Genomic DNA, 14,177 nt, shown 5'->3' on the forward strand with positions numbered 1-14,177 from the left:
GGTGTGTCGAGGGGGCAAACTCCATGATCAACGGGGCAAAGAACGGGCGGCTGTCAGACTTCGGCGAGGCTGCCGGCGTACATCGCCTCGATCTCGTCCTTGAAGTTGGCCTCGATCACCCGGCGCTTGAGCTTCAGCGACGGGGTGATCTCGCCGTCCTCGATGGTGAGGTCGCGCGGCAGGATCGCGAACTTCTTGATGGTCTCCCACCGGTTCAGCCGCCCGTTGAGGTCGGCGACGGCGGCCGCCACCACCTCGTTGGCCTCCTTCGACGCGACGATCTCGGCGTAACCCTTGCCGTCCAGCGGGCCGCCGTGCGACCAGGACGTGACCGCGTCCGGGTCGAGGGTGACGACCATCGTGCAGTAGTTGCGGGACTGGCCGATGACGAGCACCTGGGAGACCAGCGGGCACAGCGCCTTGAACACGCCCTCGATGTGGCTGGGCGCGATGTACTTGCCGCCGGACGTCTTGACGAGGTCCTTCTTCCGGTCGGTGATCTTCAGGAAGCCGGCCTCGTCGAGTTCGCCGATGTCGCCGGTCCGGAAGTAGCCGTCCTCGGTGAACGCGGCGGCCGTCTCGTCGGGCAGGTTGTGGTAGCCGCGCATGATCGGCGCGCCGCGCAGCAGCACCTCGCCGTCGGTGTCGATCTTGATCTCCAGGTCGCCGAGGGCCGGGCCGACCGTGCCGATTCGCAGCGCGCCGGGCCGGTTGACGCAGTTGCCCGCGCTCGACTCGGTCAGGCCGTAGCCCTCCGAGATGGGCAGGCTCGCGGCGGCGAAGAACTCCGCGATCGGGACCGACAGCGGAGCCGAGCCGGAGACGAGGTAGCGGATCCGCCCGCCCAGCCGGGCCTGGAGCTTGCTGAAGACCAGCCGCTCGGCGACCTTGTACTTCAGGGCCAGCCCGCCGGGGACGGGTTTGCCCGCCTGCTCCAGTTCGACCTTCTGCTTGCCGACGCGGACGGCCCAGCCGAAGATCTTCAGCTTTGCGCCGCCGTCCTCCTGTACGCCGGTGACGACCCGGTTGTAGACCTTCTCGAAGATGCGCGGGGCGGCCGCCATCAGCGTCGGGCGGACGATGCCGAGGTTCTCGACGATCTTGTCGACCCGGCCGTCCACATAGGTCTTCACGCCGACGTGGATGATGCCGCAGATCAGCGTCTTGCCGAAGGAGTGCGACAGCGGCAGCCAGAGGAACTGGAGGTCCTCCGGGATCAGTACGCCGACCTCGCCCTGCACGACGCCTTCCCAGCACCAGCCGCGGTGCAGCAGCTCGACGCCCTTGGGCCGGCCGGTCGTGCCGGACGTGTAGATCAGCGTCGCGAGGTGATCGGGCTCGATGCCCGCGACGATGTCGTCGATGAGGCCGGGGTTCTCGGCCAGCGCCTGCGCGCCCTGGAGCTCCAGGTCGGCCAGGGTCAGCTGCGGTACGCCCGCCGCCGGGTCGGCCTCGCCGTCGATCAGCACGACGTGGGTGATCGACGGGACCGGGGCGGCGGTGAGCTTCGCCGCCTGCGCCGGGTTCTCCGCGATCAGCACCTTCGAGCCGGAGTCGGCGATGATGTAGCAGGCGTCCTCCGCCTCGGTGGTGGGGTAGACCGTGGTGGTCGCGCCGCCGGCGCACATGATCCCGAGGTCGGCCAGGATCCACTCCAGCCGGGTGCCGGCCAGGATCGCGACCCGGTCCTCCTGCCCGATGCCGAGCGTGGTCAGGCCGGCCGCGATCTGCCGGGCCTGGTCGCCGACCTGGGCCCAGGTGAGGTAGTGCGGCTCGCCATCGGGGCCGGGGCCGCCGAAGGCCTCCTTGCCCGGGGTGGCGGCCACCCGGCTCAAGAACATCTCCGGAATCGACCGGTAGGGAACCTGGGTCGTGGTCATGGCCGAGCTGCCCTCCGAAGCGCTATCGCTGCTGTGAATGTGTCGTTGCTCTATCGTTGCTGTGCCATCACGGGGTGACGTGCGCCACGTTTCTCTAGCGTTACCGAAGGGTAGCCGCACGCCTCCGGTGAAGCCATACCCGCCCGTATCGTTTCGGCTGCGTTGTGTGTTCGGAGGAGCCTTCGCTGGCCGGATTGTGACGGCACCCACAGCGGATTCCGGATAGCTTCGGCGCGCACTCTCAGTAAGGATGAACACCGGGTTAGGAACTTACGAGGGACAAGCGGGGCGTGGTGGCCGAGAGCGCGGCAGGCAGAGGCACAACGGAGGATGGCCGAAAAGAGATCACAGGACGCGACGTCATCGGTCGCGGCCTGCGAGTTCTCTGGGCCGGCGTCCAGCATGAACCGAAGATCTTCACGATCGCGACGATCGGGAGCGTGGTGTTCGGGCTGCTGACCATCGGCACGGCGTACGCCCTGGGCTACGTGGTCGGTCACGTGGTCGAGCCGGCCTTCGCCACCGAGCGTTACGAGTGGGGCACGCTCCTGCTCGCGGCGGGTCTCGTCCTCGCGGTCAGCGCCGGGAAGGTGATCGGCATCTTCGGCCGGCGGCTCGGCTCCGGGTTCATGCAGTTCCGGCTGCAGGCGCTGTACCGGCGCAAGGTGACCCGGCGCTACCTGGAGCTGCCGCCCGCCTGGCACGCCCGGCACTCGACCGGATCGCTGCTCTCCAACGCCAACTCCGACGTCGAGGCGACCTGGTGGCCGATCGCGCCGCTGCCGTTCGCCCTCGGCAGCATCGTGATGATGGTCGCGGCGGTCGTCGTCCTCTTCTTCACCGACTGGGTCCTCGCCCTGGTCGGGCTGGCCGTCTTCCCCGCGCTGTTCAGCCTCAACGTCGTCTACTCCCGCCGGATGGCCCCCCGCCAGGCCAAGGCGCAGTCGCTGCGGGCCTCGGTCAGCGGGATCGCCCACGAGAGCTTCGACGGCGCGCTCGTCGTCAAGACGATGGGCCGGGAGCAGGCCGAGACCGAGCGGTTCGCGGCCAAGGCCGGCGAGCTGCGGGACGCGCTCATCCGAGTCGGCCGGCTGCGCGGCGTCTTCGACCCGTCGCTGGAGAGCCTGCCCAGCGTCGGCACCCTCGCCGTGCTCGTGGCCGGCGCCTGGCGGGTGCAGTCGGGGGCGATCTCGCTGCAGGACCTCATCTCGGTCACCCTGCTGTTCACGGTCATGGCCTTCCCCGTCCGCTCGATCGGCTGGGTGCTCGGCGAACTTCCGCGCTCGGTCGCGGGCTGGGACCGGGTGCAGCGCGTGCTGACCGCGACCGGCGAGATGGCGTACGGGGAAAGCGGTGTCCCGGGCGACGGTCCGGCCGAGATCGCCTTCGACCGCGTCGACTTCTCCTATGTCGACGGCGAGCGCGTCCTGCACGACGTGACGTTCAAGGTGAAACCGGGCAAGACGGTGGCCCTGGTCGGGCCGACCGGCTCCGGCAAGTCGACCGTCGCCACGCTGGCCTCACGGCTACTCGACCCCGACTCCGGCGAGATCAAGCTGGGCGGCGTACCGGCGACTGAGCTGGCCGCGGCCGACCTGGCCGCGGCGGTGGCACTCGTCCCGCAGCTCTCATTCGCCTTCGACGACACCGTCCGGGCCAACGTCACCCTCGACCGGCTGCGCCCCGACGGCACGCCGATCAGCGACGACGAGACCTGGGCCGCGCTGGCCACCGCTCAGGTCAAGCCGTTCGTCGAACGGCTGCCGGACGGGCTCGACACCGAACTCGGCGAACGCGGCACGACCCTCTCCGGTGGACAGCGGCAGCGCCTGGTGCTGGCTCGCGCCCTGGCCGGGCAGCCACGCGTACTGATCCTCGACGACGCGACCAGCGCCGTCGACCCCCGCGTCGAGGCGGCCATCCTCCGGTCGCTCCGCTCGACCTCGGGCGGCGCGACGATCCTCGTCGTCGCGTACCGGCGGGCGACCATCGCCCTAGCGGATGAAGTCATCTATCTGGAGCAAGGCCGGGTTGTCGCGCACGGCACCCACACGCAACTCTTGGAGAGCGTCCCCGGGTACGCGGGCCTCGTGACCGCGTACGAGAAGGCGGAAGCCGAACGGGACCGGTCCTATGACGCGGAGGAGCCCGAAGACGACCTCGAGGAGCCCGACACAGCGATGGAGATCGTCCGATGAGCACGGCGGCCGTTACCGATTCGACCGCGACGACGTGGCAGACCCTCAAACGGGGGCTGTCGCTCTCGCCGGAACTGCGGACCGGCCTGCTCGGCACGCTCGGGCTCGCCATCCTGTCGATGGTCGGCCGGGTCGCCGTGCCGATCGCGATTCAGCAGGGCATCGACGAGGGACTGCAGGCTCCGGGCGGGCCTGATCTGGGGCGCATCACGATCGGGGCGCTGCTCACGGTGGCCATCCTGGTCTGCACGACCGCCTGTGGCTACCTGATGATGAAGCGGCTGTTCACCGTCTCGGAGACCGCGCTGGCGTCGTTGCGCGTACGCACCTTCCGGCACATCCACGACCTGTCGATGCTGCACCAGCAGACGCAGCGCCGGGGCGTCCTGGTCGCCCGGGTCACCTCCGACGTGGACTCGATCACCCAGTTCCTCCAGTGGGGCGGCGTGATCCTGCTCGTCAACAGCGGCCAGATCCTGGTCACCACGGCCGTCATGGCGTTCTACTCGTGGGAGCTGACGCTGGTGGTGCTCGCCGCGTTCGTGCCCTCGGCGTACCTGATCAAGAAGTTCCAGCCGGTCCTGTCGACGTTCTACGTCGAGGTCCGCAAGCGGGTCGGCTCTCTCTACGGCGCGGTCTCCGAGGCGGTCGTCGGCTCGGCGGTCATCCGGGCCTACGGCGTCGGCGCGCGTACGCAGGAGAAACTCGACGAGACGATCGGCAGCTACGAGAAGGCCCAGAAGCGCGCGCTGCGGATGAGCGTCACCAGCTTCTCCACCGGAGAGCTGGCCGCCGGCCTGGCGATGTCGGCGGTCGTGATCGTCGGTGTGCTGCTGGGCGTCGGCAAGCAGCTGGAGCTGGGCGAGCTGGTCGCCTTCCTGTTCCTGGTCACCCTGTTCATCCAGCCGGTGCAGATCGCGACCGAGGTGCTCAACGAGGCGCAGAACGCGATCTCGGGCTGGCGGCGGGTGCTGGACGTCCTCGACGAGAAGCCGGACGTCGCCGACCCGGCGCACGACGGCGTCGACCTGCCGTCCGGCGCGCTCGACCTCACCTTCGAGCAGGTGAGCTTCAACTATCCGGAGGGGCCGCGCGTCCTGCACGACGTGCACCTGGAGATCCCGGCCAAGACCAAGGTCGCGGTCGTCGGCGAGACGGGCAGCGGCAAGACCACCTTCGCCAAGCTGCTCACCCGGCTGATGGACCCGACCGAGGGCCGGGTCCTGCTGTCCGGTGTGGACCTGGCGACCGTGCGGTTCGAGTCGCTGCGGTCGCATGTCGTGATGGTGCCGCAGGACGGCTTCCTCTTCGACGACACCATCGGCGCGAACGTGCGCTTCGCCCGGCCCGCGCTGACCGACGACGATCTGACCGCCGCCTTCGAGGAACTCGGGCTCGGCGACTGGCTCGCCGGACTGCCGGACGGGCTCGCGACCTCGGTCGGCGAACGGGGTGAGTCGCTCAGCGTCGGCGAACGGCAGCTCGTCGCGCTCGCGCGGGCCTACGTGGCCGACCCCGACCTGCTCGTCCTCGACGAGGCGACCAGCGCGGTCGACCCGGCCACCGAGGTCCGCCTCCAGCGCACGCTCGACGCGGTCACCCGCGGCCGGACGACCGTCGCCATCGCGCACCGGCTGTCCACCGCGCAGGCCGCCGACGAGGTGATCGTGGTCGACAAGGGCGTCATCGTCCAACGTGGACCGCATGAGGACCTGGTGGCGCAGGAGGGCTCGGTCTACGCCCGCCTCTACGCGAGCTGGCTCGAACAAACCCGATAACCAATAGATCATCTGGTCGGATACCCGCGGGGGTACGGCCCGTCCCTCCCGCGACGCCGCCACCCCCGCGCATGGATCTGCCGCGGCGCCGCGCGACGGCGCGGCGTCCGCGCGGGGGTTAGGCGAGGGGGTCGGCCAGGAGTTGTTCGAAGGCCAGTTCGGCCGCGCCGAGCAGGGCCGCGTCGTCGCCGAGTTGGGGCGTACGCAGCCGGACGTGCTCCCGGCAGGCGGCGAGCGCGTTGTGGTTGAGGCGGCTGCGTACCTGGGCGGCGGAAGCGAGGTAGACATCGCGGAGTGTGCCGCCGAAGACGACCAGCTCCGGGTTGAAGATGTTGACGAGGTTGGCCACGCCGAATCCGAGCCAGTCGCCGACGTGACGGACGGCCGCCTGGGCTTCGGCGTCACCCCGGGCGGCGGCGTCCACCACGGCCAGTACGGCGTCCCGCCCGCGCTGACCCGACCGGCCCGCGTGCCGTAGCAGCGACTCCTCGCCGATCTCGGTCTCCCAGCAGCCCCGGGATCCGCAGCCGCACGGGCGGCCGTTCGGGTTGACCACCATGTGGCCGACCTCGCCGCCGTAGCCGCCGTGGCCGGTGACGCGGCGGCCCCCGGCGATGATCCCCGCACCGATGCCGACGTCGCTGTAGACGTAGATGATGTTCGAGCAGCCCTGCGCGGACCCCCGGGTGTGCTCGGCCAGCGCCGACAGGTCGGCCACGTTGCCGACGACCACGCTCGGGAGCAGGTCGGGCAGCTTCTCGCCCAACGCCGCCCCGACCGGCTGGTCGAGCCAGCCCAGATGCGGGCCGAGCCGGACGACGCCGTCCTCGCGGCGGATGAGGCCGCAGACGGCGACCCCGGCGCCGATGCAGCGGGCGCCCGGCCCGACGCTGGCCTCCATCGACTCGATGAACTCCCGCAGCGGGGTGACGACGTCCTCGGCGGGGCGTTCGGCCTCCCGGCGATCCATGATCACGCCGCCGAGCCCGATCCGGGCCGCGCTGATCCGGTCGACGCCCACGCTCGCGGCGTACGCGTAGATCAGCTCGGAGGACGCGCGGACCACAAGGGACGGACGACCCGCGCGTCCGGTCTCCCGAGGCGCCTCTTCGCTGACGAGGCCGACGGCCGCGAGCTCCGCGGTCAGCGCGCCGATGGTGGAGCGGTTGAGACCGAGTTCGGAGGTGAGTTCGGCGCGGGAGATCTGGCCGCGCACGTGCACGAATCGCAGCAGCGCCCCGAGGTTCTGGCGCCGGATCTCCTCCTGGCTCGGTCCCGCCCGCATTCAGCGTCCCTTCCGGACAGTCTTGTCGACGCTCGTCAGGAGGTCGCCGAACGACGGCGGAACAACGCGTCCACGCCCGCGGCGGCCAACAGCACCGAGCCGGTGAAAACGTACTTCACCCAGGAACTCAGGCCCAGCAGCCCCAGACCGTTGACGATGACCGCCACGACGAGGCCGCCGAGAATGGCGTCCAGGATGCGGCCCCGGCCGCCGAAGAGGCTGGTACCGCCGATGACCGCCGCGCCGACGGCGTACAGCAGGACGTTGGAGCCACCCGTGTTCGGGTCGACCGACCGTGCCTGGCTGACCGCGACGATGCCGCCGATCGCCGCCATCGACGAGCAGATGACGAACGCCGCGATGCGGATGGTGTCCACCCGGATGCCCGCCCGGCGGGCCGCTTCCATGTTGCCGCCGACCGCGTAGACGTGCCGGCCGAACCGGGTGCGGCGCAACACGATCGTCCAGAAGACGAGCAGGACGGTGATGATCGGCACGATGATCGGCAGACCCTTGAGCGAGCCGAAGATCGCGGGGTTGCGAGACCGCTCCTCGTTGAGCACCGCGACCGCGACGCCGAGCAGGACGGCGAGGCTGCCGATGCGCAGCGCGACGATCTCCCACGGGTCCGAGGCGAGGCCGCGGTTCATGCGCTTGAGCTTCGTGACGATCTGGACGGCGGCCAGGCCGAGCACGGCGATGGCCACGAACGCCCAGCCGAGCATCGGCGACAGGTACTCGTTCTCCAGCGCGATGATGACCGTCTGGTTGTCCCGGATGGAGATGTTGGTGCCCTCTTTGAGCAGCCGGAGCACCACGCCCTGGAAGGCGAGGAAGGCCGCGAGGGTCACCACGAACGACGGGATGCCGACCTTGGCGACCAGGAAGCCGAGCAGCACCCCGATCGCGGCGCCGGTGACGATCGCGATGCCGCAGGCCGCGTACCAGGGCCAGCCCTCGTTGGTCAGCAGGATCGCGAGCACCGCCGCGCACACACCCGAGGTGAAGCCGGCCGACAGGTCGATCTCGCCCAGGAGCAGGACGAAGACCAGGCCCATCGCGATGACCGTGATCGGCGCGGCCTGGGTGAACAGGTTCGCGATGTTGAGCGGCGCGAGGAACGCCGGGTTCAGGATGGTGAACAGGGCACACAGGAAGACCAGCCCGGCCACGGCGGGCAACGCGCCCAGGTCGCCGCCGCGCAACTTCCGGCCATAGTTCTTCGCGTACGCGATGAGCGGGCTTTCGGCGCGCTCGGGCGTGGCCACCGTCGGGGTGGTCGTCGCGGTGCTCACAGTGCCTCCTCCGGCTGCAGTCCGAGGCTGCCGCTGCGTCCGGCGGTGATCAGCTCTACGACTTGGGCGTGGGTGACGTCGGTCGTCTTGACCTGGGCCGCCATTCGTCCCAAGTAGAGGGCGGCGATCCGGTCGGAGACGGCGAAGACGTCGTTCATGTTGTGCGAGATGAGCACGACGGCGAGGCCGTTGTCGGCCAGGCGGCGTACCAGTTCGAGGACCTGGGCGGTCTGTGCGACGCCGAGCGCGGCGGTGGGCTCGTCGAGGATGACCAGGCGGCTGTTCCACAGCACGGCCTTGGCGATGGCGACGGTCTGGCGCTGCCCGCCGGAGAGGCTGGAGACCAGCTGGCGGACCGATCGCACGGTACGCACCGACAGCCCGGCCAGCGTCTGCGTGGCGAGCTGCTCCATGGTGGGCTCGTCGAGGATGAGCCCGCTGCGCCTCTCCCGGCCGAGGAACATGTTCTGGACGATGTCGAGGTTGTCGCAGAGCGCGAGATCCTGGTAGACGATCTCGATGCCGTGGTGGGCGGCGTCCCGCGGGCCGTGGATGTGCACGCGCTCACCGCCGACCAGCACCTCGCCGGTGTCCGTGGTGTAGATGCCGCTGATGCACTTGACCAGTGTGGACTTGCCGGCGCCGTTGTCGCCGACGAGTGCGGTGACCTCGCCGGCCCGCACGGTGAAGTCGACGTCCCGCAGCACGTGCACGGGGCCGAAGCTCTTGTTCACGCCCCGTAGCTCCAACAGTGGAGGGGCGGTGGTCTCGCTCACGGGTGGTTCTCCTCGGGGTGGGGCGCCGCGACGGGGGGACGGGCGGAGGAAGGCTCGCCGACGTCAGCAGACGCCGGCGAGCCGGACGAGCGGAAGACTCCGATCAGCTGATTCCAGCCTCGGCGCACTTGGCCGCGAACTCGGCCGTGCACAGCTCGGCCTTGGTCACGTAGCCGTCGGTGACGACGTCCTTGACGTTGGCGAAGGTGATCGCCTGCGGGTCGAGCAGGACCGCGGGCACCTCGGCGTTGGTCGTCGGGTCCTTGACCGTCTTGCCGGTCTCCTTCTTCTCGCCCTTGGCCAGCGAGATCGCGAGGGCGGCCGCGTTGTCGGCCTCCTTCTTGACCGCCTTGTAGACCGTCATGCACTGGTCGCCGGCGAGGATGTTCTGCAGGCCCTGCACGGTCGCGTCCTGGCCGGTGACCGGGACCTTGCCGTTCAGCTTGTTCTTCTTCAGGATGGTGATCGCCGCGTTGCCGAGACCGTCGTTGGCCGCGAGGACACCGTCGATCTTGCCCTTCTGCCGGGTCAGCATCTGCTCGAACATCGTGCCGCCGGTGGCGTTGTCCCACTCCGGAACGGACTCGTCCGGGCCCTTGACGTACTCGCCGCTGTCGTACTTCGGCTTGAGGATCGAGTCGTAGCCGTTCTTGAAGAGCGTCGCGTTGTTGTCCGTCGGCGAGCCGTTCAGCTCGGCGATGACCGGCTTGGTGACGTTCTTCTTGGTCAGGCAGTCGACCAGGCCCTGGCCCTGCAGCTTGCCGACGGCCTCGTTGTCGAAGCTGACGTAGTACTGCGCGCCGCCGCCGAGCGTCAGGCGGTCGTAGTCGATGGTCGCCACGCCCTGCTGGCGCGCCTTGTCGATGACGGCCTTGCCGGTGCCGGAGTCCAGGTTGACGATCATCAGGACGGTCGCGCCGTTGGTGATCATCTGGTCGGCGATCGTCTGGAACGCCGCCTTGTCGTTCTGGGCGTTCTGGATGTCGTACTTCACGCCGGCGGCCTTGAAGGCGGCTTCGAGGTACTTGCGGTCCGCCGTCTCCCAGCGGGCCGAGGACTTGCTGTCCGGAAGGATGACGCCGATCTTCGGCTCTTTCGTGCTGCCCGAACCGGTGTTGTCGTCGTTGCCGCCACAGGCGGCGAGGCTGCCGACCGTCATGACGCCGACGGCGGTCAGGGCAAGGAGGCTCCTGCGCATCTTCGCTCGGTTTCCTCTCAGGGGGGTGGGCGGGGCGCGGGTTAGGGACTGACCCGACCGAGATCCGGAGCCCGGTCGGGCCAAACGTGTGACCGGTCACACGATGGTTTGTTGTGCCCGGCAACGTATGTTGTCGCGAGGCGTCCGCGCAAGAGCGAGGTTTGTTGCTGGCGATAACAATTCAGTCACGCAGTTTTAACCTGCGAAGAAACGCAGCTCCCACCGCATGCAGATCATGGTTACGCCGGTAACCCGGGCGCGGGGAAGCACGCGTAACCGTGATCTGCACCTACATGGAGCGCGAGCGCGCGGGCGTCGCTAGAGGGAGCGGGCGAGGGCGTCGCCGAGGGGCGTACGCCCATAGAGGACGGACCGGCCGTCCCGGGCCCGCCGCACGAGCCCCGCTCGCAGCAGGACGGCGAGGTGATCGCCGACCGCCCCGGTGGCCAGGCCGAGGGAGCGGGCGAGCTGGGTGGTGCTGGCCGGGTCGTCGAGGGCCAGCAGCAACCGGGCCCGCGACCGTCCTAAGAGGTCGGCCAACGCGTCCGGGGCGGTGGGCGGCTGCCGCTCCCACAGCGCGGCGACCCCCCGAGCCGGATAGATGAGCGCCTTGGGCCACGGCGAGTCCGAGTACGCCGCCAGCCCGGGCCAGATGTGCGCGGACGGGATCAGCAACAGGCCGTCGCCGTCGAGGCTGATCCGGCCCGAATCGAGCGGCCGGACGTCGATCCCGCCGTCGCGCCAGGCCACCTCGGGATGCAGTCCGTCGAGGGCGGCCGCCCAACCGGATCGGGCGAGCAGTCCCGCCCGGTGGACCACGTCGCGTTCGCAGATCGCCCGCAGCTGCGGCCAGTCCGGCGCGATCAGCTCGTGCCAGGCCGCGTCCTGGGCCTCGGCGATTCGCTCGACGACGTTCCGGCTGCGCAGGATCGCCAGCACCCGGGAATCCTCCGTCGGCCGCCGCCGCAGACAGTCGGCGATCTCCGCGCGGGCCTGCCGCAACGAGGTCGCCCGGGTGGCGGCGAGGTCGTCGGCCCAGGTCTGGGCCAGTCCCTGCGGCGGCAGCGCGATGAAGTTCGGGCCGCCGCGTGCGTACTGGAGCGCCAGGACGGCGTCGAGCTCGGTCTCCCGCCGCAGGCGCTCGAAGGCCGGGCGCAGCCGGTCCAGCGAGGGACGCGTACCGGGGTGGCGGTCGAACCCGGCCAGCCGGCGCAGCACGCTGGCCAGGTCCATCGCGGGGGACAGGGCGAACCGGCTGTGCAGCAGGTCATCTGGCCCGACCTCGAAACGCAGCACCCGTCGACCTTACGCCCCTGGGCGAATCATTCGAACCCGGCCGCCGTTCTGCGCAGGCTGTCCGCGTGACCACACTGCTCGAACCCGAGGCCCAGCGCGCCACCTACCGCGAGGTCCTCGCCGATCCGATCTACCGGCTGCTGTTCGTGACCCGCTCGCTGGCGATCACGGCCGACTCGCTGCGCATCCTCGCCCTGTCCGTGCTCATTTACACGACCACGTCGTCGCCGCTCCTGGGCGCGCTCGCGTTCGGCGCGGGCTTCCTGCCCCAGCTCTTCGGCTCCACACTCTTCGGTTCGCTTGCGGACCGTGTCCGCCCCCGCTTCGTGATCTTCCTCGGGTACGCCGTGGAATGCGTGTCGGCGGTGCTCCTGGCGACGGTCCCGCTCCCGGCCTGGGCCTGCCTCGTGCTGGTGGCGGTGATCGCCACCTTCGTGCCTGTCTTCGGCGGCGCTTCGGCGCGGGTCATCGCCGAGACGCTGACCGGGGACGCGTACGTGCTGGGGCGGGCGCTGTCGTCGATGTCGGGCTCGGCGGCGCAGCTCGTCGGCCTGGCCGGCGGTGGGGCGGCGATCGCCGCGCTCGGCAGCCCGCAGCACGCGCTGCTGGTCAGCGTGGTGCTCCACGCGATCGCCGCGATCGTGATCCGGCTGCGGATGCCGAACCTGGCCGCCGTCCCCGCCGCCGCGGGCAGCGTGATGAAGCACAGCTGGCAGGCCAACCGCACCCTGCTCGGGGATCGCGCGGTACGCCGGTTGATGTTCGCGCAATGGCTCCCGCCCGCGTTCTCGGTCGGCGCCGAGGGACTGCTCGTCGCGTACGCGGCTGAGCGGGACTTCCCGGCCGGGACGGCCGGGTATCTGCTGGCCTGCCTGCCCGTCGGGATGTTCGCCGGCGACCTCGTCGTCGGGCGGTTCGTCGCCCCGCGTACGCGCGAACGGCTGGCCGCGCCGCTCGTTCTGCTGCTGGGACTGCCCCTGGCTCTGCTCGGCTTCGAGGTGTCCGTGGCGGTCGCCGCCGCTTTGCTCTTCCTGTCCGGCGCCGGCTTCGCGTACACGTTGGGGCTTCAGCGGAGCTTCGTCGACGCGTTGCCGGAAGCGATGCGGGGTCAGGCGTTCGGGATGCTGTCCTCGGGCCTGATGACCGCGCAGGGCCTGGGACCGGCGGTGTTCGGGGCGGTCGCGCTGGCCACCGGCGCGACCGCGGCCGTCGCGCTGGCGGGCGCGGCGGCCGCGGGGTGTGCCGTGATCGTCAGCGTGAGTAGAACTCGACCACCAGCTGTTCGTCACAGATGACCGGGACCTCGGCGCGCTCGGGCGCGCGCAGCAGGGTCGCCTTGAGGCCGGCGACGTCGACCGACAAGTACGGGGCGGTCCGCGCGCCGACGTGCGCGCCGGCCGCGGCGACGAGGAAGGGGGTCTTCTCGCGGCTCTTCGAGCGGACCGTGATGGTCTGGTACGGCTGGAGCCGGTAGCTGGGAATGTCGACCTTGTGGCCGTCCACGGCGATGTGGCCGTGCGCCACCATCTGCCGCGCCTGGTAGATGGTGCGGGCGAAACCGGCCCGGAGCACGAGCGCGTCGAGGCGGACCTCCAGCAGCGTCACCATCAGCTCGCCGGTCTTACCGGCCTTGCGGTGAGCCAGGTCGAACGCCTTGCGCATCTGCTTCTCGCTCACGTTGTACTGCGCCTTGAGCCGCTGCTTCTCCAGCAGCCGTACCTGGTAGTCGCTGGGCTTCTTCCGGGCACGACCGTGTACGCCGGGCGGGAACGGCCGGCGCTCGAAGTACTTCACGTCCTTCGGCGTGAGCGCGATGCCCAGCGCACGCGAGCGGCGCGCCTTCGGGCGGGACTGGTTCACACTTCCTCCTTGCTTAGGCTAACCTAACCAAGGATACCCTAACCTGATCCCAGGAGGCTCGTGATGCTCGCTTCGGAAGTGGTGGCCCGGACAGTCGCCGACGGACGCCACCCCGGCACCGCGCAGGTGGCCTGGACCGCTGCCCCCTTCCGCGTACGCCACGCGCTGGACTCCGACGGCAACCCGATCCTGCTGTGCCGCGCGGGCGGCGGACTCTCCCGCGCCCTGTCGACCTCTTGTGATGGCGCCCTCGGCGCTGACGACGTCGCCGTGGTGCTCTGCGTCGAGGCGCACGGCGAACGGGTCTGGCTCTCGGGCTGGTCCCACCGCCTCTGCGACACGGCAGCGCGAGAGGCGGCGCTGGAATTCGCCTCCGTGAACCCGGTCAGCGACCTGCTGGACGTCGGACGCGGCTTCGAACTGCACCACGTCGACGTCGCCGAAGTACGCCTGGAACGGCGCGGGACGCTCTTCTCCGTCGACCTCGACCTGTACGCGGCCGCCCGGCCCGCCCTCGCCCTTCGAATGCCTCAAGGCGCCTTTGAGCATCCGCTCGTGGCGATCCGGCAGCAACGCATACGGCGACGGCGGCCTCGGCGGGACCAACCCCA

The 14,177-nt window shown here is 70.2% G+C and carries 10 protein-coding genes and 1 pseudogene; 4 read left to right on the top strand and 7 right to left on the bottom strand.

What is annotated here, in order from left to right; translation table 11 throughout:
- Positions 1 to 53 precede the first annotated feature (53 nt).
- Positions 54 to 1,880 carry a long-chain fatty acid--CoA ligase gene (locus AB0M47_RS25400; protein WP_363418335.1) on the bottom strand — a complete coding sequence of 609 codons (1,827 nt, stop codon included), beginning with the start codon at positions 1,878 to 1,880 and terminating at the stop codon, positions 54 to 56.
- Positions 1,881 to 2,224: 344 nt separating this feature from the next.
- On the opposite strand from AB0M47_RS25400, the gene AB0M47_RS25405 reads away from it, so the two are divergent.
- Both AB0M47_RS25405 and AB0M47_RS25410 read left to right on the top strand, forming a co-directional pair.
- Complete coding sequence (locus AB0M47_RS25405; protein ID WP_363418353.1) at positions 2,225 to 4,078, top strand: ABC transporter ATP-binding protein; 1,854 nt, start codon at positions 2,225 to 2,227, stop codon at positions 4,076 to 4,078.
- Complete coding sequence (locus AB0M47_RS25410) at positions 4,075 to 5,856, top strand: ABC transporter ATP-binding protein (protein WP_363418337.1); 1,782 nt, start codon at positions 4,075 to 4,077, stop codon at positions 5,854 to 5,856. The genes AB0M47_RS25405 and AB0M47_RS25410 overlap by 4 nt, the downstream gene beginning before the upstream one ends.
- A 118-nt stretch (positions 5,857 to 5,974) precedes the next feature.
- On the opposite strand, the gene AB0M47_RS25415 is transcribed toward AB0M47_RS25410, so the two are convergent.
- From AB0M47_RS25415 to AB0M47_RS25435, 5 genes are all read right to left on the bottom strand, one after another.
- Positions 5,975 to 7,141, bottom strand: a complete 1,167-nt coding sequence (locus tag AB0M47_RS25415) for an ROK family transcriptional regulator (RefSeq protein ID WP_363418339.1) — start codon at positions 7,139 to 7,141, stop codon at positions 5,975 to 5,977.
- Between the two features lie 35 nt (positions 7,142 to 7,176).
- Entirely contained in the window at positions 7,177 to 8,436 is a 1,260-nt protein-coding gene (locus tag AB0M47_RS25420) for an ABC transporter permease (RefSeq protein WP_363418341.1), read from the bottom strand.
- On the bottom strand, positions 8,433 to 9,212 hold the full coding sequence (locus tag AB0M47_RS25425; protein ID WP_363418343.1) for an ATP-binding cassette domain-containing protein: 780 nt from the start codon (positions 9,210 to 9,212) through the stop codon (positions 8,433 to 8,435). The genes AB0M47_RS25420 and AB0M47_RS25425 overlap by 4 nt, the downstream gene beginning before the upstream one ends.
- A 103-nt stretch (positions 9,213 to 9,315) precedes the next feature.
- Positions 9,316 to 10,410, bottom strand: coding sequence for a substrate-binding domain-containing protein (locus AB0M47_RS25430; RefSeq protein ID WP_363418345.1), 1,095 nt, complete (start codon positions 10,408 to 10,410; stop codon positions 9,316 to 9,318).
- A gap of 318 nt (positions 10,411 to 10,728) precedes the next feature.
- Positions 10,729 to 11,706, bottom strand: coding sequence for a DUF5937 family protein (locus AB0M47_RS25435; protein ID WP_363418347.1), 978 nt, complete (start codon positions 11,704 to 11,706; stop codon positions 10,729 to 10,731).
- Between the two features lie 65 nt (positions 11,707 to 11,771).
- Here AB0M47_RS25435 and AB0M47_RS25440 point away from each other — a divergent pair, with 65 nt between their 5' ends.
- Positions 11,772 to 13,001 carry an MFS transporter gene (locus AB0M47_RS25440; protein WP_363418349.1) on the top strand — a complete coding sequence of 410 codons (1,230 nt, stop codon included), beginning with the start codon at positions 11,772 to 11,774 and terminating at the stop codon, positions 12,999 to 13,001.
- Here AB0M47_RS25440 and rpsD read toward each other — a convergent pair.
- The gene (gene rpsD / locus AB0M47_RS25445) at positions 12,958 to 13,566 is read right to left on the bottom strand and encodes a 30S ribosomal protein S4 (protein WP_363418351.1); all 609 of its coding nucleotides are present in this window, start codon (positions 13,564 to 13,566) and stop codon (positions 12,958 to 12,960) included. The two genes, AB0M47_RS25440 and rpsD, sit on opposite strands and share 44 nt — an antisense overlap.
- A gap of 63 nt (positions 13,567 to 13,629) precedes the next feature.
- Here rpsD and AB0M47_RS25450 point away from each other — a divergent pair.
- Positions 13,630 to 14,177: pseudogene (locus AB0M47_RS25450) on the top strand (hypothetical protein); the annotation flags it as partial.

Origin of the sequence: Hamadaea sp. NPDC051192, assembly GCF_040682475.1 — a bacterium.
GTDB classification, from domain to species: Bacteria; Actinomycetota; Actinomycetes; order Mycobacteriales; family Micromonosporaceae; genus Hamadaea; species Hamadaea flava.